The organism is Nonomuraea phyllanthi (assembly GCF_006334985.2).
GTDB classification, from domain to species: Bacteria; Actinomycetota; Actinomycetes; order Streptosporangiales; family Streptosporangiaceae; genus Nonomuraea; species Nonomuraea phyllanthi.
The window spans coordinates 510,652-531,078 of record NZ_VDLX02000002.1; the positions used below are offsets into that span (position 1 = coordinate 510,652).

23 protein-coding genes are annotated in these 20,427 nt (G+C 70.4%); 11 read left to right on the forward strand and 12 right to left on the reverse strand.

Annotated elements, in window-relative coordinates:
- Positions 1 to 18: 18 nt before the first annotated feature.
- The 6 genes from FH608_RS07885 to FH608_RS07910 all read right to left on the reverse strand — a co-directional run bounded on the left by FH608_RS07885 (position 19) and on the right by FH608_RS07910 (position 4,725).
- Positions 19 to 579, reverse strand: coding sequence for a dihydrofolate reductase family protein (locus FH608_RS07885; protein WP_139629683.1), 561 nt, complete (start codon positions 577 to 579; stop codon positions 19 to 21).
- Between the two features lie 79 nt (positions 580 to 658).
- Positions 659 to 1,735 carry a DNA integrity scanning diadenylate cyclase DisA gene (gene disA / locus FH608_RS07890; protein WP_139629684.1) on the reverse strand — a complete coding sequence of 359 codons (1,077 nt, stop codon included), beginning with the start codon at positions 1,733 to 1,735 and terminating at the stop codon, positions 659 to 661.
- 40 nt (positions 1,736 to 1,775) lie between these two features.
- On the reverse strand, positions 1,776 to 3,182 hold the full coding sequence (radA, locus tag FH608_RS07895; RefSeq protein WP_139629685.1) for a DNA repair protein RadA: 1,407 nt from the start codon (positions 3,180 to 3,182) through the stop codon (positions 1,776 to 1,778).
- A gap of 125 nt (positions 3,183 to 3,307) precedes the next feature.
- Positions 3,308 to 3,613, reverse strand: coding sequence for a thioredoxin (gene trxA, locus FH608_RS07900; RefSeq protein WP_139629686.1), 306 nt, complete (start codon positions 3,611 to 3,613; stop codon positions 3,308 to 3,310).
- Between the two features lie 2 nt (positions 3,614 to 3,615).
- Positions 3,616 to 3,984 (reverse strand): MerR family transcriptional regulator, encoded by a 369-nt coding sequence (locus FH608_RS07905; RefSeq protein ID WP_139629687.1) that lies wholly within the window; start codon positions 3,982 to 3,984, stop codon positions 3,616 to 3,618.
- A gap of 42 nt (positions 3,985 to 4,026) precedes the next feature.
- Positions 4,027 to 4,725: a class I SAM-dependent methyltransferase gene (locus FH608_RS07910; RefSeq protein WP_139629688.1), complete on the reverse strand. Its 699-nt coding sequence runs from the start codon at positions 4,723 to 4,725 to the stop codon at positions 4,027 to 4,029.
- A 102-nt stretch (positions 4,726 to 4,827) separates the two neighbouring features.
- On the opposite strand from FH608_RS07910, the gene FH608_RS07915 reads away from it, so the two are divergent.
- The 7 genes from FH608_RS07915 to FH608_RS07945 all read left to right on the forward strand — a co-directional run bounded on the left by FH608_RS07915 (position 4,828) and on the right by FH608_RS07945 (position 11,652).
- Positions 4,828 to 5,637 (forward strand): sugar phosphate isomerase/epimerase family protein, encoded by an 810-nt coding sequence (locus FH608_RS07915; protein ID WP_139629689.1) that lies wholly within the window; start codon positions 4,828 to 4,830, stop codon positions 5,635 to 5,637.
- A 2-nt stretch (positions 5,638 to 5,639) separates the two neighbouring features.
- Complete coding sequence (locus FH608_RS07920) at positions 5,640 to 6,485, forward strand: class I SAM-dependent methyltransferase (RefSeq protein ID WP_226899130.1); 846 nt, start codon at positions 5,640 to 5,642, stop codon at positions 6,483 to 6,485.
- The gene (locus tag FH608_RS07925) at positions 6,482 to 7,063 is read left to right on the forward strand and encodes a TetR/AcrR family transcriptional regulator (RefSeq protein ID WP_139629690.1); all 582 of its coding nucleotides are present in this window, start codon (positions 6,482 to 6,484) and stop codon (positions 7,061 to 7,063) included. The genes FH608_RS07920 and FH608_RS07925 overlap by 4 nt, the downstream gene beginning before the upstream one ends.
- A gap of 139 nt (positions 7,064 to 7,202) precedes the next feature.
- Entirely contained in the window at positions 7,203 to 9,308 is a 2,106-nt protein-coding gene (locus FH608_RS07930) for a (Fe-S)-binding protein (protein ID WP_139629691.1), read from the forward strand.
- 147 nt (positions 9,309 to 9,455) lie between these two features.
- The gene (locus tag FH608_RS07935; protein WP_139629941.1) at positions 9,456 to 10,259 is read left to right on the forward strand and encodes a hypothetical protein; all 804 of its coding nucleotides are present in this window, start codon (positions 9,456 to 9,458) and stop codon (positions 10,257 to 10,259) included.
- Positions 10,256 to 11,323 (forward strand): glycosyltransferase, encoded by a 1,068-nt coding sequence (locus FH608_RS07940; RefSeq protein WP_139629692.1) that lies wholly within the window; start codon positions 10,256 to 10,258, stop codon positions 11,321 to 11,323. The genes FH608_RS07935 and FH608_RS07940 overlap by 4 nt, the downstream gene beginning before the upstream one ends.
- 47 nt (positions 11,324 to 11,370) lie before the next feature.
- A complete protein-coding gene (locus FH608_RS07945; protein WP_139629693.1) occupies positions 11,371 to 11,652 on the forward strand; it encodes a metal-sensitive transcriptional regulator in 282 nt (93 codons plus the stop codon).
- Positions 11,653 to 11,768: 116 nt separating this feature from the next.
- Here the strand turns inward: FH608_RS07945 and FH608_RS51320 are convergent, their stop codons facing one another.
- Together FH608_RS51320 and FH608_RS07950 are read right to left on the reverse strand one after the other, a co-directional pair.
- On the reverse strand, positions 11,769 to 11,930 hold the full coding sequence (locus tag FH608_RS51320) for a hypothetical protein (RefSeq protein ID WP_020540796.1): 162 nt from the start codon (positions 11,928 to 11,930) through the stop codon (positions 11,769 to 11,771).
- Between the two features lie 213 nt (positions 11,931 to 12,143).
- The gene (locus FH608_RS07950; protein WP_139629694.1) at positions 12,144 to 13,469 is read right to left on the reverse strand and encodes a hypothetical protein; all 1,326 of its coding nucleotides are present in this window, start codon (positions 13,467 to 13,469) and stop codon (positions 12,144 to 12,146) included.
- A 53-nt stretch (positions 13,470 to 13,522) separates the two neighbouring features.
- Between FH608_RS07950 and FH608_RS07955 the strand changes: the two genes are divergently transcribed.
- Complete coding sequence (locus tag FH608_RS07955; protein WP_139629695.1) at positions 13,523 to 14,425, forward strand: DUF1349 domain-containing protein; 903 nt, start codon at positions 13,523 to 13,525, stop codon at positions 14,423 to 14,425.
- Here FH608_RS07955 and FH608_RS07960 read toward each other — a convergent pair.
- Entirely contained in the window at positions 14,397 to 14,918 is a 522-nt protein-coding gene (locus FH608_RS07960; protein ID WP_193318290.1) for a gamma carbonic anhydrase family protein, read from the reverse strand. The genes FH608_RS07955 and FH608_RS07960 overlap by 29 nt on opposite strands.
- A 158-nt stretch (positions 14,919 to 15,076) precedes the next feature.
- Between FH608_RS07960 and FH608_RS07965 the strand changes: the two genes are divergently transcribed.
- Positions 15,077 to 16,069, forward strand: coding sequence for a hypothetical protein (locus FH608_RS07965; RefSeq protein ID WP_139629697.1), 993 nt, complete (start codon positions 15,077 to 15,079; stop codon positions 16,067 to 16,069).
- 157 nt (positions 16,070 to 16,226) lie between these two features.
- Here FH608_RS07965 and FH608_RS07970 read toward each other — a convergent pair whose 3' ends face one another.
- From FH608_RS07970 to FH608_RS07980, 3 genes are all read right to left on the reverse strand, one after another.
- Positions 16,227 to 16,466 carry a hypothetical protein gene (locus FH608_RS07970; protein ID WP_139629698.1) on the reverse strand — a complete coding sequence of 80 codons (240 nt, stop codon included), beginning with the start codon at positions 16,464 to 16,466 and terminating at the stop codon, positions 16,227 to 16,229.
- A gap of 123 nt (positions 16,467 to 16,589) precedes the next feature.
- Complete coding sequence (locus tag FH608_RS07975) at positions 16,590 to 17,342, reverse strand: GntR family transcriptional regulator (protein WP_139629699.1); 753 nt, start codon at positions 17,340 to 17,342, stop codon at positions 16,590 to 16,592.
- Between the two features lie 152 nt (positions 17,343 to 17,494).
- Positions 17,495 to 18,037 (reverse strand): VanZ family protein, encoded by a 543-nt coding sequence (locus FH608_RS07980; RefSeq protein ID WP_139629700.1) that lies wholly within the window; start codon positions 18,035 to 18,037, stop codon positions 17,495 to 17,497.
- Between the two features lie 184 nt (positions 18,038 to 18,221).
- On the opposite strand from FH608_RS07980, the gene FH608_RS07985 reads away from it, so the two are divergent.
- Both FH608_RS07985 and FH608_RS07990 read left to right on the forward strand, forming a co-directional pair.
- Positions 18,222 to 19,628, forward strand: coding sequence for an aldehyde dehydrogenase family protein (locus tag FH608_RS07985; RefSeq protein WP_139629701.1), 1,407 nt, complete (start codon positions 18,222 to 18,224; stop codon positions 19,626 to 19,628).
- A complete protein-coding gene (locus tag FH608_RS07990) occupies positions 19,621 to 20,418 on the forward strand; it encodes a 2-keto-4-pentenoate hydratase (protein WP_139629702.1) in 798 nt (265 codons plus the stop codon). The genes FH608_RS07985 and FH608_RS07990 overlap by 8 nt, the downstream gene beginning before the upstream one ends.
- The last annotated feature ends 9 nt before the right edge of the window (positions 20,419 to 20,427 follow it).

A 20,427-nucleotide genomic window follows, 5' to 3' on the forward strand; every position in this document is an offset into this window, starting at 1 on the left:
CACCCGGGAGCCGGGCGGTCAGGCGCGGTCGTAGCGCGTCACCACGACGTTCGAGTCGCAGGTGCGCGACTCCGCGAGCCGCAGGCCGAGCCGGTCCGCCCGCGGCCGGAACAGGGGCTTGCCGCCGCCCAGCACGACCGGGTGCACGGCGATGTGGTACTCGTCGATCAGGCCGTGCTCGGTGAGCGTGGCGGCCAGGCGGGAGCCGCCGGTCAGCAGGATGTCCTTGCCGGGCCGCCGCTTGAGCGCGGCGATCTCCTCCGCGACGTCCTTCCTGATGATCGCGGCGGCCCACTCCGACTCCTCGGCGGTGGTCGAGACGACGATCTTCGGGGTGCCGCGCCAGATCGGCGCGTACGCCAGGACGTGCGGATGGTCGGAGACCGACTCGGCGGTGGGCCAGAAGCTCACCATGCCCTGCCACACGCCGCGCCCGTAGAGGAGGGTGTCGGCCCGCTCGCTGAGGGCCTCGGAGTACGCCGAGAGCTCCTCACCCATCACCGGCCAGTCGAACTCGCCCTGCGGCCCGTCGATGTGGCCGTCGACCGACGTGTGCACCCAGTGAATGATCTTGCGCATGTCCCGCTCCTCCATGCCCGTCCGGGGTCGCCTTCATGAAGGAGTCGGTGCCGCTCCGCCGTTCTCTACATCCCCGGGGCTAGACGTACCGTTCGAGGATCGAGGACTCGGCGAGGCGGGAGAGGCCCTCGCGGACGCTGCGGGCGCGCGACTCGCCGACCCCGCCCACCGCCTGGAGGTCGTCGATGCTGGCCGCCAGCAGCTTCTGCAGCCCGCCGAAGTGGTTGACCAGGCGGTCGACCACCGTGGCCGGCAGCCGGGGCACCTTGGCCAGCAGGCGGAAGCCCCGCGGGCTGACCGGGCTGTCGAGCTTGTCGGTGCCGTTGTGGCCCAGCACGTGGGCGACGGTCGCGAGGTCGAGCAGCTCGCCGCCCGACAGCTTGTCGAGGTCGTGCATGGCGTCGACCAGGCGCCGCTGACGGCGGCCCGAGGGGGCGGGGAGGTAGTCGCGCACGACCAGCTCCCGCTCGGAGTCGACCCCGGCCACCAGCTCGTCCAGCTGCAGGGACAGCAGGCGGCCGTCGGTGCCCAGCTCGACCACGTAGCCCTTGATCTCGTCGGCGATCCTGCGGACCATCTCCAGCCGCTGGGCGACCGCGGAGACGTCTCTGACGGTGACGAGATCCTCGATCTCCAGGGCGGACAGGGTGCCCGAGACCTCGTCGAGGCGGTGTTTGTAGCGCTCGAGGGTGGCCAGGGCCTGGTTGGCCTTGGACAGGATGGCCGCCGACTCCTCCAGGACGTAGCGGATGCCGTCGAGGTAGAGGGCGATGATGCGCATCGACTTGCTGATGGCGATGATCGGCAGGCCCGTCTGCCTGGCCACGCGCTGGGCCGTGCGGTGGCGGGTGCCGGACTCGTCGGTGGGGATGGCGGGGTCGGGCACGAGGTGCACGGCGGCGCGCACGATCTTGTGGTCGTCGCTCAGGACGATCGCGCCGTCCATCTTGGCCAGCTCGCGCAGCCGGGTGGCGGAGAAGTCGACGTCGAGCTCGAAACCGCCGCTGCAGACCTCTTCGACGACCCTGTTGTAGCCGAGCACGATCAACCCGCCGGTCTGCCCGCGCAGGATCCGCTCCAGGCCGTCGCGCAGAGGCGTGCCCGGAGCCACCGAGGCCAGGGCTTCGCGACGGCGGTCGTCCAGACTCCTATCCACATGACCCCCGTGTCGATCGGTCACGCTCAGCTTAGCCGCGCTATGTGACGTGTGTTAGTGCGTCCCAGACGTTCTCCGCCTGCACGACCTCGAAGCCGGGCGCGAACGCCACCGGCCCCACGGGCACCAGGGCTCGCTGCCCGTTACGCCGTCGCCCGCCCTCCTCCAGGGATCCCGCGGGCACCAGAGCCCGCTTGAAACCGAGCCTGGCGGCCTCCGTCAGCCTCCTGCGCACGTCCTTGACCGGGCGCAGCTCGCCCGCCAGGCCCACCTCGCCGAGCGCCACCAGCCCGGAGGGCAGCGGCTTGTCGCCGGCGGCGCTGGCGACGGCCAGCATGACCGACAGGTCGACGGCCGGGTCGGCGAGCTTGATGCCGCCCACGGTGGCGGTGAACACGTCGCAGCCGCCCAGCCGGGCGTTGAGCCGGCGCTCCAGGACGGCGAGGATCATCTGGACGCGGTAGGTGTCGAGGCCGGACGAGGTGCGCCTGGGCTGCTGCGCCTCCGTGCGGGCGACCAGGGCCTGGACCTCGGCGGGCAGCGGGCGGGTGCCCTCGACGGTGACGGTGACGCAGGTGCCGGGCACCGGCTCGCTGCGCCGGGAGACGAACAGGCCGCTCGGGTCGGTGATGCCCTCGATGCCCCGCTCGTGCAGGTCGAAGCAGCCGACCTCGTCGGTGGGGCCGAACCGGTTTTTGATCGCGCGCACCATGCGCAGCCTGGAGTGGCGGTCGCCCTCGAAGTTGAGCACGACGTCGACCAGGTGCTCCAGCGTGCGCGGGCCCGCGATCGAGCCCTCCTTGGTGACGTGGCCGACCAGCACGGTGGCCATGTTGCGCTCCTTGGCCAGGCGGACCAGGTTGGCCGCCACCTCGCGCACCTGCGTCACCCCGCCCGGCACGCCGGTGGCCTGCGCGGAGCCGACCGTCTGCACCGAGTCGACCACGAGCATCCTGGGCTGGACCTTCTCCACATGGGACACCAGGGCGGACAGCTCGGTCTCGGCGGCGAGGTAGAGGTGGTCGCGGATCGCGCCGATGCGGTCGGCCCGCAGCCGCACCTGGGCCGCCGACTCCTCGCCCGTGACATAGAGGACGGTCTCGCGCTCGGCGATGCGGGCCGCGGCCTCCAGCAGCAGCGTGGACTTGCCGATGCCCGGCTCGCCCGCCAGCAGCACCACCGCCCCGGGCACCAGGCCGCCGCCGAGCACCCGGTCGAGCTCGCCGACGCCGGTCGTGCGGGCGGTCGCCACCTCGGCCTTGACCTGCCCGATCGGCACCGCGGGCGCGGTGGTGGCGCCCGCCTGCACGACGTTGACGCCGGCGCGGGCGCCCTCCTCGTCGACCGTGCCCCACGCCTGGCACTCGCCGCACCGGCCCACCCATTTCGTGGTGCGCCAGCCGCACTCGGCGCAGCGGTATCCGGGCTTCTGGGCTGTCTTGGCCATGCGGAGCAGGCTAGCGGCCCGCGCCGACAATCGCCGAGCGGACCGGCCGCCCGCTGCGGCGATCGCCGAGCGGAGCGGCCGCCCGCGCCGACGTACTCCGCCGGCTACTCCAGGAACTCCGCCGGCTACTCCAGGCCGAGCTCGGAGACCAGCATGCGCTTGGGCTTGGCCCCCACGACCCGCTTGACCGGCTCGCCGTTCTCGAACAGCAGCAGCGTCGGGATGCCCATCACGCCGTAACGCGCCATGATCTCGGGGTTCTCGTCCGTGTTGAGCTTGCCGATGGCCAGCCCGTGCTCGGCCTCGATCTGGTCGAGCACCGGCGCCACCATGCGGCACGGACCGCACCACTCGGCCCAGAAGTCGACCAGCACCGGCTTGTCGCTCTTGAGCACCTGCTCGTCGAAGTTGTCCGTGGTCAGCTTGATCATTGTTATCCCCTTACGAAGCAACCTGGGCAGGACTGCGCGAGCTGGGATGCCACCTCGGCGCGGCGCGCCAGCAGGACGCGGATCTCCTCGTCGATCTCGGTGAGCTTGCGCTCGTACACCTCGACCGACTCGGCGCACGAGCCGCCCGTGCTGTGCCCCCGGCGCAGGCAGTCGACGAACGGCCGCGTGTCCTCCAGCGAGAATCCGATCTTGAGCAGTGCCCGGATCTCGGACACCAGCCGGACGTCGTCCTCGCCGTACTCGCGGTAGCCGTTGGCCGTGCGGCGGGCGCGGAGCAGGCCGTGCTGCTCGTAGTAGCGGAGCGAGCGGGTGCTCACTCCGGTGCGTTCCGCCAGCTCTCCGATGCGCATGCCTCCACGGTAAACGTTGACACCGACGTCAATGTCAAGCCCTCAATAGTGCCGCCAGCGCAGCACGTTCGGGTAGAAGAGCTCCAGCCCGGACGTCTCGGCGATGGCCTGCTCGGCCACCTCGGGCGCGAACTCGATGCGCAGCACCGCCTCCAGGTCGGACCGCCGCTCGAAGGCCATCCTGAGGTCGAGCGGCCGCCGCTGCCAGCCCTGGCGCACCCAGAACGACTCGACCTCCCCGGCCGAGTACGTCGGCACGGTCCGCGAGAACCAGCGGCCGAACGGCCCCCGCGTGGCGTCGAGGTCCAGCACGAAGGCCGCGCCGCCGCGCCGTACGACGCGGGACAGCTCTTTCAGCCCCGGCTCGCAGCCGGGACCGAAGAAGTACGCCCAGCGCGCGACGGCCACGTCCACGCTCGCGTCGGGCACCGGCAGGTCCTGGGCCGCCGCGGCGTGCACGGTCACGTTGGCCAGCCCGGCGCAGCGGCGCCTGGCCAGCAGGGCGAGGTCGCTGTGCGGCTCCACGCCGATCACCGAGGACGCCGTCGTGGCCAGCCCCGGCAGGTGGTAGCCGGTGCCGCAGCCGATGTCGAGCACCGTGCCGCCGTCCCAGGGCCGCAGGGCGCGCATCGCCGCGTCCGCCGCGCCCTCGGGATCGACGGCGCGGTTCTCCAGCTCGTAGATCTGGGGCGTGTTCCAGATGTTCGGGCTGGGTATGGCGCCCTTCGCTATCCGTGGCATGCCCTAACGGTAGGGGCACCGCCGGCCATGGGAAGACCCCAGGACACAGCTCGCCACCGGGCCTTTCGCGCCAGAACGGCTCCACCGGCTTAGGCTGGCAGCGTGGCTGACGTCATCCGCGTGCCCAATGCGAAGATCGCATTGTCCACCGCCTCGGTATATCCAGAACGCACTCCCGACGCGTTCGAACTGGCCGCGCGCCTCGGCTACGACGGCGTGGAGATCATGGTGGGCGCCGACCCGGTGAGCCAGGACATCGACGTGATCGAGCGGCTCTCCGACCATTACGGCGTTCCCGTCCTGGCCATCCACGCGCCGTGCCTGCTGGTCACCCAGCGGGTCTGGGGCCGCGACCCCTGGGCCAAGCTGGTCAAGGCCCGCAAGGCGGCCGAACGCCTGGGGGCGTCGACGGTCGTGGTCCATCCGCCGTTCCGCTGGCAGCGCGATTACGCCAGGGAGTTCGAGACCGGCCTGGCCAGGATGCGTGACGAGACCCATGTCACGTTCGCGGTCGAGAACATGTTCCCGCTCAGGGCCAGGGGCAACGACGTGGTGCCCTACTCGCCCGACTGGAACCCGATCGACTACGACTTCCCGCAGGTCACGCTGGACCTGTCGCACACGGCGGTGTCGGGCTCCGACGCCATGGAGATGGCCTCCAAGCTCGGTGACCGGCTGGCCCACGTGCACCTGGCCGACGGGCTCGGCGTGACCAACAAGGACGAGCACCTGGTGCCCGGAAGGGGCAACCAGCCGTGCGCCCAGATGCTGGAGCGCCTGGCGGGCAACGGCTACTCGGGGCTGGTGGTGCTGGAGGTCAACACGCGCAAGGCGGCGAGCCGCACCGAGCGGATCGACGACCTGGCGGAGGGGCTCGCCTTCGCCCGGCTCCATCTGGCGGCCTCCTCGTGAACATGGGGCCGATCAAGGATCTGGGCAGGATCTTCGACCGGGTGGCCGACGCGTACGACGCGGGCAGGCCGGGCTATCCCGACGAGCTGTTCCGCGCGTTGAGTGAGGTGTCCGGCGTCGGCCTCGACGGCGCCACGGTGGTGGACGTGGGCGCGGGCACCGGCATCATGACGCGCGCGCTGCGGGCGCGCGGCGCCCGCGTGATCGCGGTCGACCCCGGCGCGGAGATGCTGGCCCGCCTGGTCTCGCGCACGGAGAGCGCCCCGCCCGCCGAGAGCTTCCAGAGCGGCCTGCCCACCGACCGGCCCCGCAACGGCTCGCCGGTGGACCGGCAGCGGAGCGGGCCACCGCCCGTGGGGGCCGTGCTGGCCGACGGGAACGCGTTGCCGCTGGCAAGCGGCCTGGCCGATCTGGTGACGTACGCGCAGTCGTGGCACTGGCTCGACCCGGTGGCGTCGATCGCCGAGGCCAGGCGGGTGCTGCGCCCGGGAGGGGCGATCGCCGGCTGCTGGAACCTCCACCACGCCGCCCAGGCCGGCTGGCTGGCCGCGTACGAGGCCCGCCTGGCGGAGGCGGTGCCCGCCTACTACGGCCCGGCGGTCGAGCAGTGGGCGGTGCCGCCCATCGCCGCGGCGTTCGAGGTGGTCGAGGAGCGCTGGGTCCCCTGGACGCGGCTGGTCGGCATCGAGGACTTCCTGCTCGACCTGCGCTCCCACTCCTACATGGCGGCCCTCGACCCCGAGGCGGCCGACGAGCTGGTCGAGCGGCAGCGGGTGGAGCTGCGCGCGGAGTTCCCCGAGGGCGTGCTGTCGGTGCCGATGCGGGTCTACCTGGCGGTGGGGCGGTGACGGACAAGCGCAGGCCGGGGCGCAGGCCCGGGTCGGCCGACACGCGCGGGGAGATTCTCGCCGCGGCCAAGAAGGTGTTCGCCGAGAAGGGGTTCGACAAGGCGACCGTGCGCGGCATCGCCAGGGAGGCCAAGGTCGACCCGGCTCTCGTGCACCACTATTTCGACACCAAGGAGGGCATCTTCGCGGCGGCCATGCGGCTGCCGATCACTCCTGAGGCCGTCATCCCGCTGCTGCTGGAAGGCCCGCGGGAGGACCTCGGCGAGCGGCTAGTCCGCATGATCCTTCAGGTCACCGCCACGCCGGAGACCCGCGAGCCGATGGTGGCCATGATCCGCTCGGCCGTGACCAACGAGCAGGCGGTCGCGATGTTCCGCGAGTTCATCTCCAACGCGCTGCTCCACCAGGTGGCCGACCGGCTGGAGGTGCCGCACCTGCGGATCGAGGCGGCGTTCGCGCAGATGTTCGGCGTGATCATGGGGCGTTACGTCCTCAAGCTGGAGCCCCTGGCCAGCGCCACTCACGACGAGCTGGTGGAGGTGCTCGCGCCGACTATTCAGAGGTACTTCTCCGGCTAGAGCATTGTTCTGCATACTGCGATGACCATAGGGTATGTCCCGTATTCCGGAAATATTACCCACGGGTAGGATTTCCGGGAGAGGCCTGCTTGGCGGGTGACCGTACGCTGACAGCCAACGTCGTCTGTGGGAGGACCCCGTGCTCTGGGTAGCCATCATCGGACTAGTGATGACCGTCCTCGCGGTGGCCGTCGCCGGCCGCAGGGTGCGGTTCCTGGCCAGGCTCGCCACCGTGGGACCGCCCGCGCCAGAGCGGATCGAGTACGCCAAGGCGCACGCCGCCGACGAGGTGAAGGCGCAGCTCGTCGAGGTGTTCGGGCAGAAGAAGCTGCTGAAGTGGACGGCCTCCGGCACCGCGCACTTCTTCGTCATGTGGGCGTTCTTCATCCTGCTGACCGTCTACCTGGAGGCGTACGGCGCGATCATCCAGGGCGCGATCACCGGCCGGCCGGACTTCCGCATCCCGCTGATCGGCAGCTGGGGCGTGCTGGGCTTCCTGCAGGACTTCATCGCGGTCGCGTGCCTCGTCGGCCTGGTCGTGTTCGCCGTGATCCGGGTCAGGAACTCCCCCAAGACGCTCGGCCGCGACTCCCGCTTCTCCGGTTCGCACCTGGGCGGCGCGTGGCTCGTCCTGTTCATGATCTTCAACATCATCTGGACGCTCTTCCTCGCGCGCGGCGCGGCGGCCGCCAACGGCAACTTCCCCTACTCCTCCGGCGCCTTCGTCTCGCTCGCGCTGGGCGACGTGCTGCCGGCCGGTTCGCTGCTGGAGGAGATCGCGCTGCTCCTGCACATCGGCTTCATGCTGGTGTTCCTGGTCATCGTGGTGAACTCCAAGCACCTGCACATCTTCACCGCCCCGCTCAACGTGCTCTTCTCGCGCCGCCCCGACGGCCTCGGCGGCGCGCCGGAGATGCGGGTGGCGGGCAAGCCGGTCGACTTCGAGGACGAGGACCTCGACCCGGAGAAGCTCGGGCGCGGCACCATCGCCGACACCACGTGGAAGGGCTTCCTCGACTTCTACTCCTGTACGGAGTGCGGCCGCTGCCAGTCGCAGTGCCCGGCGTGGAACACCGACAAGCCGCTCTCGCCGAAGATGCTCATCATCGACCAGCGCGACCACGCCTTCCAGGTGGCCCCGTACCTGCTGGCGGCCCAGCAGGGCGTCGAGCACAAGGACACCGACGTGCTCGCGCTGCTGGAGAAGCCGCTGGTCGGCGAGGAGGGCGTGATCCACCCGGACGTGCTCTGGTCGTGCACCAACTGCGGCGCCTGCGTCGAGCAGTGCCCCGTGGACATCGAGCACATCGACCACATCCTCGACATGCGCCGCTACCAGGTGATGGTGGAGTCGTCGTTCCCGTCCGAGGCGGGGGTGATGGTGAAGAACCTGGAGAACAAGGGCAACCCGTGGGGCATGTCCGAGATGAAGCGGGCCGACTGGATCCAGGAACTCGACTTCGAGGTGGACGTCGTCGAGGACAAGATGCCCGAGGACGCCGAGTACCTGTTCTGGGTGGGCTGCGCGGGCGCGCTGGAGGACCGCGCCAAGAAGACCACCAGGGCCGTGGCGGAGCTGCTGCACATCGCGGGCGTGAAGTTCGCGGTGCTCGGCCCGATGGAGGCGTGCACCGGCGACCCGGCCCGCCGCCTGGGCATGGAATACCTGTTCAACATGCTGGCGCAGCAGAACATCGAGACGCTCAACGAGGCCGGCGTCAAGAAGATCGTCGCCACCTGCCCCCACTGCTTCAACACCCTGGCCAACGAATATCCGCAGCTCGGAGGCACGTACGAGGTCGTGCACCACACGCAGCTGCTGTCGAAGCTGGTGGACGAGGGCCTGCTCACGCCGATCACGCCGATCGAGGAGAAGATCACCTACCACGACCCGTGCTTCCTCGGCCGCCACAACAAGGTCTACTCCCAGCCGCGCGACATCATGGCGAAGGTGCCCGGCGTCACGACGCAGGAGATGCACCGCCACAAGGACCGCGGCTTCTGCTGCGGCGCCGGCGGCGCCCGCATGTGGATGGAGGAGCGCATCGGCAAGCGCATCAACACCGAGCGCGTGGACGAGGCCCTGACCACCGATCCCGACACCGTCTCAACCGCGTGCCCGTTCTGCATGGTGATGCTGGGCGACGCGATCAACGAGAAGAAGAACAACGGCGAGGCCAAGGAATCGCTCGAAGTCGTGGACGTCGCGCAGTTGTTGATCAAATCCGTGAAGGGCGCCTCCTGACCGGGACCATCGAGCTCCTTGACGGTCATTGTGGAGAAGATCGGCGTGTCAGGAGGCCGAAGTGCCGGAAATCCGGCATCCACATAACGGGAAAATCACGGTAACCTCAACGTCGCATGGCTCTATTCGACGGGGAGGGGGCTCGTGATGGGCGTCGTCGTGACGGACGCCGAAGTCACACTGGCCGACGTACTCGCCCTCCGGCTCGCCATCGACGCACCACTGGAAGACGGCACCGAGCTCGTGCTCAGGCATCGCACCACGGGGGCCGAGCGCGACGTGCGCCTCGGCACGCCCGGGGCGCGGGCGCGCGAGGCCACGCTCGCGGTCTCGCTCGCGCCTCTGGAGCTCACCGCCGGGCGCTGGGACGCCTACCTCCGCCATGACGGCAGGCGCAGCAGGCTGCGCAGCGTCGATCCCGGTTTCTCGCTCGACCACCTCGACGCGTACGCGCTGTGCAGGCGCACCCTCGCCTACCGCTCGTACCGCACCCGCAACGGCTACCTGGCGCTGAAGATCTCCGAGGCCGAGCCGGTGGCCGAGGTCCGCGCGATCTGGTTCAGGGAGGGCCGGTTCGAGGTGACGGGCCTGCTGGCCTACACCGGGCTGGAGGACGACGACTTCCGCCACGAGGCCGTGCTGACCCTGGACCGCAGGCAGACCAGCGTCAGGATCCGCGCCACGGCCACCGTGCAGGGCGTGCGCTTCCACGCCGCCGTGTCGCTCGTGGACGTGGTGGCCGCCGACCCCGACGCCTCGGCCGGCGCCGGCGCGTGGGAGCCCGCGCTGGAGGTCGAGGGCGTGGCCACGCCGCTCAGGCTGGGCGCGCGGCTCGACGACGTCGACGGCAAGAGACGCCGCCTGCACTATCCCTCGGCCACGGTGGACGGCGTGCCGGTCAGGCCCAGCTACACCGCCGACGACGAGTTGCGGATCGAGGTGGGCGGATGAAGGTCAGCCTGCTCCTCACCTCGGCGTACGCCATGCGGGGCGACGTGCGCGCCACGCTGAACCTCGCCACCGCTCTCTCGGAGCGCCACGACGTCGAGGTGATCAGCGTACGCAGGCAGAAGGAGAAGCCGTTCTTCCCCGTCGGCCCCGACGTGGCCATGCGCAGCCTGATCGACGCCAGGCCGGGCGTGCGGCACCTGCTGCCGAACGGGCAGGTGCGCACCGAGGTGGCGCTCTGGCGGCTGCTGCGCAACCTCAGGTCCGACGTGCTGATCACCACCAGACCGGGGCTCGGCGTGCAGGCGGCCAGGCATGCCCCGCGCGAGACCCTGAAGATCGCCAGGGAGTGGGGCAGGCCGGCCGTCCCCGGGCCGGTGAAACGCTTCTACCCGCGTCTGGACGCCGTCGTGACGGCCACGGAGTCGGCGGGCGAGGAGTGGGGCAAGCTGCTCACCGACGGCCCCGCGGTGCACTCCGTGCTGGACGCGCTGCCCGGCGGCCCGTGGCCGCGCTCGCGGATGGACAACCGGATCGTGGCCGCGGGCGGGCGGTGGGTGCCGGTCAAGGGCTACGACCGGCTGATCAGGGCGTTCGCGATCGTGGCGGACAAGCGGCCCGACTGGCGGCTGCGGCTGTACGGCGGCGGCCCGGAGGAGCGGCGGCTGCGCGCGCTGGTCCGCGACCTAGACCTGCACAACCACGTCTACTTCATGGGCACGACCCCCGATCTGGCGGGGGAGTTCGCCAAGGCGTCGATCGTGGCCACCACCTCGCGCAGCGAGGACCTCGGGATGGCGGTGCTGGAGGCCATGGGCTGCGGGGTGCCCGTGGTGGCCTTCGAGGGCGCCAGGGGGCCGAAGGAGTTCGTGGCGACGGGCTACAACGGCGTGCTGGTGCCCGAGTCGGAGGACGAGGCACGGCTGTTCGCGGCGGCCCTGCTGGCGCTGATCGACGACGAGCGCAGGCGGCGCTCCCTCGCGGCGGGTGCGCTGGACACCGCGGTGCGGCACGCGGCGGGCGACGTGGCCGAGCAGTGGGAGAAGCTCATCGCGGACCTGCGCTGACCGCCGGATCGGAGGCCCGCCATACCGGTTCGGGGTACCGTAGAAGCATGCATGGGTACAGCGGAGACAAGCAGGCCTATCTGACGCGTCTCAGGCGGATCGAGGGCCAGATCAGGGGCCTGCAGCGCATGGTCGACGACGACGCCTACTGCATCGACGTGCTGACCCAGGTCTCCGCCGCCACCCGGGCGCTCCAGGCGGTCGCTCTCGGGCTGCTGGAGGAGCACATCTCCCACTGCGTGGCCGACGCGATCAGCACCGGCGGGCCGGAGGCCGACGCGAAGGTCAAGGAAGCGTCAGCGGCCATCGCCCGTCTCGTCCGCTCTTAGCCCTCCTTCTGGCGATCCTCCTTCAGGAGGATGTCGTACGGAGTGAATGACTAGTTATAAGAAACCCCGGAAACCTGCCAACCAGGTCCCCGGGGCTAGTAATCGTGATTGATCCTTCAGCGGCTCGCCGAAGTCCGCAATCCGAGCGCGTCGTCGAGTTCGTCCAAGGTCAGCCGCCGCTCGCTGACAGCCACGGCCGTGAGCACCTCGGCGTAGAGCGCAATCTCGTCCAACGCGACACGGTCGTGGACCCGAGAGTCCAGGTCGTCGTGCCCCACCGCGTCGTCCTTCCTTCCGCAGCCCACACCCTCTACGAGGTTACGGCGACGCGCCTTCCTGCGACATGGCCCATCGGGGTCATTCCTTTCCGATCATCGGGGCCCCGGTGGGATCATTTCCCGAATCCGAGATCACAATTCGGAGAATTGTCTGCTATCTCAAGTGATAGAACGATATAGGGGGAGTAAGGGTGAAATAGCGGCATTTGTGGTTTAGGTGTGGTGCGTGTGGTTGTCGTCGCGTTCCTGGATGAGCCTGCGGACGAGCTCCGACTGCCCCGCCAGCCCGCTCTGCGGCAGCCTGGCTCCCGTCAGCGCGCCCCAGGCGAGGCCCGTCGCGTACGCGGCCCCGAGCACGGCCGCCGCGCTCGCCCGGTCCGGCGGCGCGACCTCCGCCGCCGGCGCGGGCCTGGTGAGCACCCTGCCCCCCGCGGGGAAGCCCTCGGGCTCCGTCGACTCGCCCGCTGAGGTGCCGGTGAGCCCGGCGCGGTCCAGCTCCTCGTACGCGCGCCTGAGCCGGTGGTCCAGCCGGGCCGGCAGCGTCCCCTTCGAGTCGGACAGGTCGGCCAGGAACGTGGCGGCGGCCATGGGCGGGTCGGGCGCGAAGGCCAGCGCCTCCACCAGGTCGTACACGGCGTGCGAGAAGTGCGCCGCCGGGTCGGTCTCGGCGAGCAGGGCGCGGCACAGCCGCCGGGGACAGCGCTCCAGCCAGACGGCGCGCAGCGCCTCCGCGTCCGTGAGGCCGTCTTCGGGGCCGGGCCGGCGCAGCATGGGCTCGACCATCGTGAGCAGGGCCAGCGCCCGCGGCCTGAACCGGGTGTCGGACAGCAGGATCTGGGCCGTGTCGGCCATGACGGCGGCCAGCCGCAGCGCGGCCCTGGGCCGGCCGGCCCGCTGCCGCTCGGCCACCAGCGTCACGAGGTCCAGCAGCGGCGGCGCGGGCAGCCAGCGCACCCACTCGTCGCCCGGCAGCGAGCGGCGCAGGTACTCGCCGAACACGGTGATCAGCCGCTCGTTGCCGTCGAACGCGGGCGCGTACGCGCACCACATGATCGTGCCCCAGACCGCGGCCACCGTGCTCGGCACGTCGGCGGCGAAGATCTCGTCGAAGGCCGTCAGCGGGTAGTCCAGCTCCGACTTGAGCCCGCTCGCCCGCAGCAGCACCCTGAGCCGCTCGGTGAGGTCGGCCGGCACGTCGGGGCCGATGAACGCCTGCGTGGAGCCCGGCTCCGCGTGGAAGTCGGGCCCGGACGGGATCACGTCGTCGGGCAGGACCGCGGCCGGATGCCCGACCTGGCGCGCCCGCACGCCCCTCGGAGGCGGCGCGAGGTGCCAGCGGCCGTCGGCGGGGTCATGGAGATGCCAGCGCGCGTGGGAGCCGAACAACCACCTGTCGCCATCGGGAGTCACCAGTATCCTTGCCGCCAGGACATGGGCACGATCAGGCAAGGAAAGCGCCTGCCAGCGGGTGTCCGCGACCATCGCGCGGACCTCCGCCTCGGCGGCGGTGAACGCATCCCAGGGTCGCACGGGCGTCATCGTAGTGGCCGGGTTCAGATCATCCATCGGTATTTCACGGCAGAATGTGCACTATGAGGGCGAAGGTAGCAGGGGTCATGGCGGTCGTCGGCGTGCTCTCCGGGTGCGGCACCGCCACAGTGGCGCAGCCGTCGCAGACCGTGGCCGGCGTGCTCACGCTGGACAGGGCCAAGCCGCCGACGCCGGGCGGGGAGGTCGGCGGGGCCTCGACGGAGTTCCAGAACGCCAATGACCTGTCGATGTGGACCAAGCTCAGCGCCACGGAGAAGGACATCGACCGCATCGCCAAGCTCGACGTCAACAAGACCGCGAAGGGCGCTCTCTACATGGAGCCCAAGACCTCGGCCTGGTTCGACGGCTTCCGCGGCCCCTTCGTGTACCAGGAGCTCGCCGGCGACATCCTCATGTACGCCAGGGTCAAGGTCGAGGGCAAGAACGGCGGGCAGCCCAAGCGCAAGTTCTCGCTCGGCGGCCTGATGGCCCGCCAGCCCGACTCGTACGCCAAGCCCAACTGGGTGTCGGTCACCACCGGCACGGCCGACAAGAGCGGCCAGGTCGAGGTGAAGTACACCCAGGACGGCAGCTCCAAGCCCCAGGAGCTGGCCGTCAAGTCCGGGTGGGTGGAGCTCGCCCTCGGCCGGGTGGGCCGCGTCTTCGTCGCCCTCTACCGGGAGGACGGCGGCAAGTGGAAGGTCGGGCGGCGCTGGCCGTCCAACCTCCCCGACGTGCTGCAGTGGGGCATCACCGCTTATACCGACTGGGACAGCTACAGCACCCTCAAGAAGGACGCGACCAAGGCCAACGCCAAGCAGATCAAGGGCGTGCCCGACCTGAAGCTGACCGTCGACTTCGTCCGCTTCCTGCGGCCCGAGCTGCCCGACTACGCCGACGCGCTCAACACCGCGTCGGTCTCGGACGAGGTCCTGATCAAAGCGATGACGCCTGCCGGTGCCTGATCGCCTTGGCCATGTAGTTGTCCGGCGTCCGCGCGAAGGACGCCCGGTCGTCGTCGGTGAGCTCGCGTACGATCTTCCCCGGCACGCCCGCCACCAGCACACCCGGCGGGATCTTCCTGCCGGGGCCCACGAGCGCTCCGGCGGCCACCAGGGTGCCCGCGCCGATGTGGGCGCCGCCCAGCACGATCGCGCCGATGCCGATGAGCGCGCCCGACTCCACATGGGCGCCGTGCACCATGGCCTTGTGACCCAGGCTGACCCGGTCCTCAAGGATCGCCGGCTCGCCCGGGTCGGCATGCAGGCAGCTCAGATCCTGTACGTTGCACTCCTCGCCGACCTCGATCCGCTCGTCGTCCCCTCGGAGAACGGAGCCGTACCAGATGCTGGACGCCCGGCCCACTCGAACGCTGCCGACCACGACGGCGCCAGGGGCTATGTACGCCTCGGGGTGTATATCCGGGACTGCCCCGTTATCCAATGCTGCGATGTACATCTGAGACATCGTAATTCCCGAGCTCCAAGCCCCGGCTATGGCGTTCCGCTTGCGGACGTGGGCAGATGGCAGGAAAGTCGTTTCCTGACGTCTCGTCGCCAGACCCTCACAACCCGCAGTTTTCCCCCGCCTCACGCAAACCACCCTTAGGTAACCCCATGATGAACCAGCACGAGAGCATCCCCGACCTGATGCAAGAGGACACCTTCGAAGTCGTGATGCGCGGTTACAACCGCCGTCAGGTTCACGACTACATGATCCGCACCCGTAACCAGATAAGGGACCTGGAAGAGCGGCTGGCCCGGGCCATCGACCAGGCGGAGCAGGGCCGCATCGAGCTGGCGGAGGCCAGGCGGCGCATGGTCGAGACGCCGCAGAGTTACGAGGATCTCAGCCCCCGGCTCGCGCAGATCCTCCGGCTCGGCGAGGAGGAGGCGGCGGCCAAGCGCGAGGACGCGCAGGCCGAGGCGATCAGCGTGCGCGAGGCGGCCAAGACGGAGGCCGACCGGCTCCTGACGTCCTCCCGCGAGACCTCCGACAAGATCCTCACCTCCGCCCAGGCGGAGGCCGAGCGGCGGGTCAACGAGGCGACCCAGGCCGCGGAGCGCATGCTGGCCCAGGCCGGCGCGGACGCCGAGGAGCAGCTCACGTCCGCCCGCACGGAGGCCGACGACCTGCTGCGCGAGTCGCGCGCCGAGTCGGAGCGGGTCCTCGCGGCCGCCAAGGCGGAGTCCGAGCAGGTCATGCAGTCGGCCGGCGCGCAGGCCGAGCAGCTGGTGACGGGCGCGAGGAGCGAGGCGGAGTCCACGCTGACCTCCGCGCGCAACGAGGCCGAGTCCATGCTGAGCTCCGCGCGCCAGCGCACCGCCGCCATTGACGAGCAGGCCGGGCGGCGGGTCGAATATCTGACCAACACGCACACCGAGGTCGTGCGCCGGCTCACCGAGATCGGCTCGGTGCTCGGCGACCTCATGCGCAAGGAGTCGACGGCCGGGCCGCTGGTCCCCGAGTCGGCCGCGCCCCCCGCCTCCCCCCAGGAGGAGGTGCGGGTCATCGTGGACGCCGACGAGGAGGAGGACAGGCCACAGCCGCAGGTGGACGAGGTCGTCGAGGACACCGACGCGACCGTCCGGCTGGAGATCCGCAAGTAGCCGTTGTGGCGGAAGCCCCCGCCCCCGATAGGGTCGGAGGCTTCCGCGCTCGTGGCCCCTCCTCGTTCTTGGGGGCCCGGTGCCGGGGCCGCCGAGACGCTGGACCCGGCACCGGGCTGCTCGTGGACGCCGGTCGCGGAACGCTCCACGACCAGCGTCACGGAGGAGCGGGACCGGCCCGCCGTGGGTGCCCGCCGGCCCGCCTCTCCTGGTCCCGGAGCTGGTCACGCAGGCCGTCCGGGTCGTCCGCGTCGATGGTCATCGCACATCCGGCCGCGCGCTGCGCCGCGCTGAGCGGATGGTGTCTCGTGGCCCACCAGCGGCCCGCGTCGCTCCGCCAGACGGTCCACTCGGGGTGCTCCCGGGCCAGCTCGGCAAGATGCCGATCGAAGGACATCGCTGTCCGCCTTTCCCGGGCCCCCACGCGAGGTCTCCATCTCCCTCGACGATGCAGCACCTCTCTAGAGAATTCAATGATCGAGGGGGACAGGTCAACCTAGCCTTGACAAATGGTCTTGAATCAGGCGTCGAAGTCGTACTGGAGTACGTACGCCGCCGAGTCCAGCACCATCTCGTTGACCTCGACCGGCAGCCCGCCCGACGTGTACGCGGTCCTGGCGATGACGATCACCGGCGTCCCGCCCGGCAGGTCGAGCAGCGCGAGCTCGCGCGGTCCCGGCATGCGGGCGCGGACCTCCTCGGTGAAGTGGGCGGGCGGCACCCCCAGATCGTGCAGCCTGGCGTAGACACCGCCCGGTCCGGTGTCCGCGAGGGTGATCGCGCTGCCTTCGACCAGGTGTGCGGGGAAGTAGGAGGTGGCCAGCTGCACGGGTCTGGTGTCGACCGAGTAGCGGCGCCGACGTACCCATACCTCGCCGCTCTCCAGGACGCCCGCCACCTCCTCGCCGGCGCGCTCCAGCGCCACCTCCACCCGGTCCACGGTGAAAGGACGCCCTCTGGTGTCGGCGTCCCAGATGGCCCGCCCCTCACCCCACTGCTCTCGTGACAGACGGCGCGAGCCGTGTCTGCGGATCGGTTTGAACAGCCGCACGTAAACCCCCGAGCCTCGTTTGGGCACCGCCAGCCCTTCGTTGATCAGTACGGCAAGCGCCTGCCTGGCGGTGGCTCGTGCGATTGCGTATTCGGCCATCAGCGCGTTCTCGCCCGGTAGTCGGTCCCCGTCGCGCAGTTCGCCGGACAGGATCCGGGCGCGGAGGCCGTCGGCGATGCGTCGATAGATAGGGGGCTCGTGGGGTACCGGGGATTCAGACACGTTTGATCACCCTCTGTCACCAACCAGGTTGTGGCGTCTCCAGAGAACTTGCCCCGTCTTGTCCACGATCGCACAGATAGAAGGGATGGTCGCGGGCTTCTTTTGAGCGGATCGTGCCTAAGTGGTGAATTCCGGCGGGTTTTAGCAGACCGTTACCGTGGAAGCGTCTCAGCCGGTATTCGAACGGCCCACCAGCGGCGAGTAACCAAAGCGAAGATCACGGCGCCCGCGGTGTTCAGGAGGACGTCGTCCACGGAGGAGAATCGGCCCAGTCGCAAGGCGTACTGGAGGGCTTCGACGATGACCGAAAAGGCCGCCGCGACCGCCGCAACGCGCGCCGTCGAGGACATCGCGCGGCTGCGCACCGGCAGCAGCGCGCCCAGCGCGGCGAACACCAGCAGGTTGCCTCCGACCTGCACCGACACCGTCTCCCATGACGCGCCCACCAGGTCTGTCAGATCGGTGAACGGCACGAGTCCAACTCCTGTCCGACCACTGGACGGGGTGAGGATCATCCAGATCCACGGGGCCGTGCCGACCACTATGCCGACGTCGGCGATCGAGGTGCGAAGGGGCGTGGGACGGCCGGCGCGGGCGCGGTGGCGGGAGAGGAGCAAGATTGCTAGCAAGGCGACGGGGAGTGCAAAAGTACCAGCAATAATGACGTTTCCCCACAATTCCCACGTCCGCGCCATCCGACCATGATGACGGTGATCTAGGGGTACCGGAAGATGTCCATCTGGACAGGGTGAGGCCCGGCGCTTTCCCCGACGCGGTCACGCATGGCGCGGGCGGCGTCGCGGGGAGACGATGGCGTGAGAGATCCCGACGCACCGGACGTCCGCCGATCGCCCAGCGATCCGTACAGAGGAGAGTGTCGTGCTGACCCATTTCATCGGTGGCGAGCCGGTGGGCGCGGGCAGGCCGTTCCCCGTCCACGACCCCGTGACGGGCACGGTGATCAGGCAGGTGCACGAGGCCGATCCCGAGGTCGTCGACCGGGCGGTGCGCGCGGCGAGGGAGGCGGCGCGCGACTGGGCGGCGCTGCCCGTGGGCGAGCGCGCCGGGTGGATGCGCCGCCTGGCCGAGGGCGTCGAGTCGCGCTTCGACGACCTGGTGTCGGCGGAGATCACCGACACCGGCACGTCGCTCGACCAGACCCGGCTCGACATCCCGCGTGGCATCGCCAACCTCCGCGCCTTCGCCGAGATCGCCGCCCAGCGCCCCGACGACGCCTTCCACCTGTCCGGCGTGCTCAGCTACACCGTGCGCAGGCCGCTCGGCGTCGTCGCGGCGATCGTCCCCTGGAACTCGCCGTTCCTGCTGATGACCTGGAAGCTCGCGCCCGCGCTCGTCGCGGGCAACACGGTGGTGGTCAAGCCGTCGGAGCACACGCCCGGCCCGGCGGCGGTGCTCGCCGAGATCTGCGCGGACGCCGGGCTGCCGCCGGGCGTCGTCAACGTCATCTTCGGGCACGGCTCCGCCGGCCGGCTGCTGGTCGAGCACCCGGGGGTGGACGCCGTGACGTTCACGGGATCCGCCGGTACGGGCTCGGCGATCATGCGGATCGTGGCCGACCGGGTCAAGCCGATCTCGTTCGAGCTGGGCGGCAAGAACGCCGGGCTGGTCTTCGAGGACTGCGACCTCGACCGGGCCGTCGAGGGGAGCGTGCGGTCGGTCTTCACCAACGGCGGCCAGACGTGCCTGTGCACCGAACGGCTCTACGTGGAGCGGCCGGTCTTCGAGGAGTTCGCGGCCCGGCTCGCGGCCCGCGCGCAGGAGGTCGAGCCGCAGCCGATGATCTCCATGGAGCACCGCGAGAAGGTGCTCTCCTTCTACGCCCTGGCCCGCTCGGAGGGAGCCAAGGTGCTCACGGGCGGTGGCGTGCCCACGTTCGGCGACCCCCGTGATTCCGGATATTTCGTGGAACCTACGGTAGTGACAGGGTTATCAGAATGGTCCAGGTTCAACAGGGAGGAGATCTTCGGCCCCGTGTGTCATGTCGCGCCCTTCGACAGCGAGACCGAGGCGATCGACCTGGCCAACGGCAGCGAGTACGGCCTGGCCGCCACGCTCTGGACCGCCGACCTCGGCCGCGCCCACCGGGTGGCGCAGCGGCTGGAGGCCGGGCTCGTCTGGGTCAACACCTGGAACGTACGCGACCTGCGCACCCCGTACGGCGGCGCGAAGCTGTCGGGCATCGGCAGGGAGGGCGGCGTCCGCTCGCTCGACTTCTACTCGGAACCCACCACGATCACCATCAAACTGGAGCAGCCCGATGCATGACGAATGGTCCCACGCCGTGGACTCCCGCACCCACGCCGCCGACCGGCTGGCCGAGGCCGCGCGTACCGGCAAGCCGTGCGCGCCGATCAGGGACCTCGTCAGCACCGCGGCCGACGCGTACGCCGTGCAGGAGATCGGCACGCGGCGGGCGCTGGAGGCCGGGCGGCGGCTGGTCGGCAGGAAGATCGGCGTGACCAACCGGCTGCTGCAGAAGCAGTTCGGCATCGACCAGCCGGACTTCGGCATGCTCTTCGCCGACATGTCGTACTCTGACGGGCTGCCCGTGCCGGTCGGCACGTTCCTGCAGCCCCGGGCCGAGGCCGAGGTGGCGCTGGTGCTCGGCGGCGACCTGAGGGGCGGGCCGTTCACGGTGGCAGACGTGCTGCGGGCGGTGGAGTTCGCGCTGCCCGCGATCGAGATCGCCGACTCGCGGATCGCCGACTGGGACATCACGCTGGCCGACACCGTCGCCGACAACGCCTCCGCCGGCGCGTTCGTGCTGGGCGGCACGCCCGTCTCGCTCCTCGGGCTGGACCTGCGGGCCGCCGGGATGACGATGACGCGGAACGGCCAGGAGGTCTCGACCGGCTCCGGCGAGGCGTGCCTCGGCCACCCGCTCAACGCCGCCGTCTGGCTCGCCTCCCGCCTGGGCCGCACCGACTACGCGCTGCGCGCCGGGGACGTGGTGCTCACCGGCGCGCTCGGGCCGGTCGTGCCCGTCGAGGCGGGCGACGTGTTCGAGGCGCGCATCGACGGCCTGGGCACCGTCCGCGCGGCGTTCTCCGGCTGACCGGCCAGA

Bases quoted from the DNA above. Each gene is read 5' to 3' on its own strand.
- FH608_RS07980 (WP_139629700.1), bottom strand. From the start codon at position 18,037: ATGGCGCGGACGTGGGAATTGTGGGGAAACGTCATTATTGCTGGTACT.
- FH608_RS07960 (WP_193318290.1), bottom strand. From the start codon at position 14,918: ATGTACATCGCAGCATTGGATAACGGGGCAGTCCCGGATATACACCCC.
- FH608_RS07920 (WP_226899130.1), top strand. From the start codon at position 5,640: ATGGGGCCGATCAAGGATCTGGGCAGGATCTTCGACCGGGTGGCCGAC.
- trxA (WP_139629686.1), bottom strand. From the start codon at position 3,613: ATGATCAAGCTGACCACGGACAACTTCGACGAGCAGGTGCTCAAGAGC.
- FH608_RS07955 (WP_139629695.1), top strand. From the start codon at position 13,523: ATGAGGGCGAAGGTAGCAGGGGTCATGGCGGTCGTCGGCGTGCTCTCC.
- FH608_RS07945 (WP_139629693.1), top strand. From the start codon at position 11,371: ATGCATGGGTACAGCGGAGACAAGCAGGCCTATCTGACGCGTCTCAGG.
- FH608_RS07940 (WP_139629692.1), top strand. From the start codon at position 10,256: ATGAAGGTCAGCCTGCTCCTCACCTCGGCGTACGCCATGCGGGGCGAC.
- FH608_RS07935 (WP_139629941.1), top strand. From the start codon at position 9,456: ATGGGCGTCGTCGTGACGGACGCCGAAGTCACACTGGCCGACGTACTC.
- FH608_RS07885 (WP_139629683.1), bottom strand. From the start codon at position 579: ATGCGCAAGATCATTCACTGGGTGCACACGTCGGTCGACGGCCACATC.
- FH608_RS07910 (WP_139629688.1), bottom strand. From the start codon at position 4,725: ATGCCACGGATAGCGAAGGGCGCCATACCCAGCCCGAACATCTGGAAC.
- FH608_RS07990 (WP_139629702.1), top strand. From the start codon at position 19,621: ATGCATGACGAATGGTCCCACGCCGTGGACTCCCGCACCCACGCCGCC.
- FH608_RS07905 (WP_139629687.1), bottom strand. From the start codon at position 3,984: ATGCGCATCGGAGAGCTGGCGGAACGCACCGGAGTGAGCACCCGCTCG.
- FH608_RS07970 (WP_139629698.1), bottom strand. From the start codon at position 16,466: ATGTCCTTCGATCGGCATCTTGCCGAGCTGGCCCGGGAGCACCCCGAG.
- FH608_RS07965 (WP_139629697.1), top strand. From the start codon at position 15,077: ATGATGAACCAGCACGAGAGCATCCCCGACCTGATGCAAGAGGACACC.
- radA (WP_139629685.1), bottom strand. From the start codon at position 3,182: ATGGCCAAGACAGCCCAGAAGCCCGGATACCGCTGCGCCGAGTGCGGC.
- FH608_RS07950 (WP_139629694.1), bottom strand. From the start codon at position 13,469: ATGACGCCCGTGCGACCCTGGGATGCGTTCACCGCCGCCGAGGCGGAG.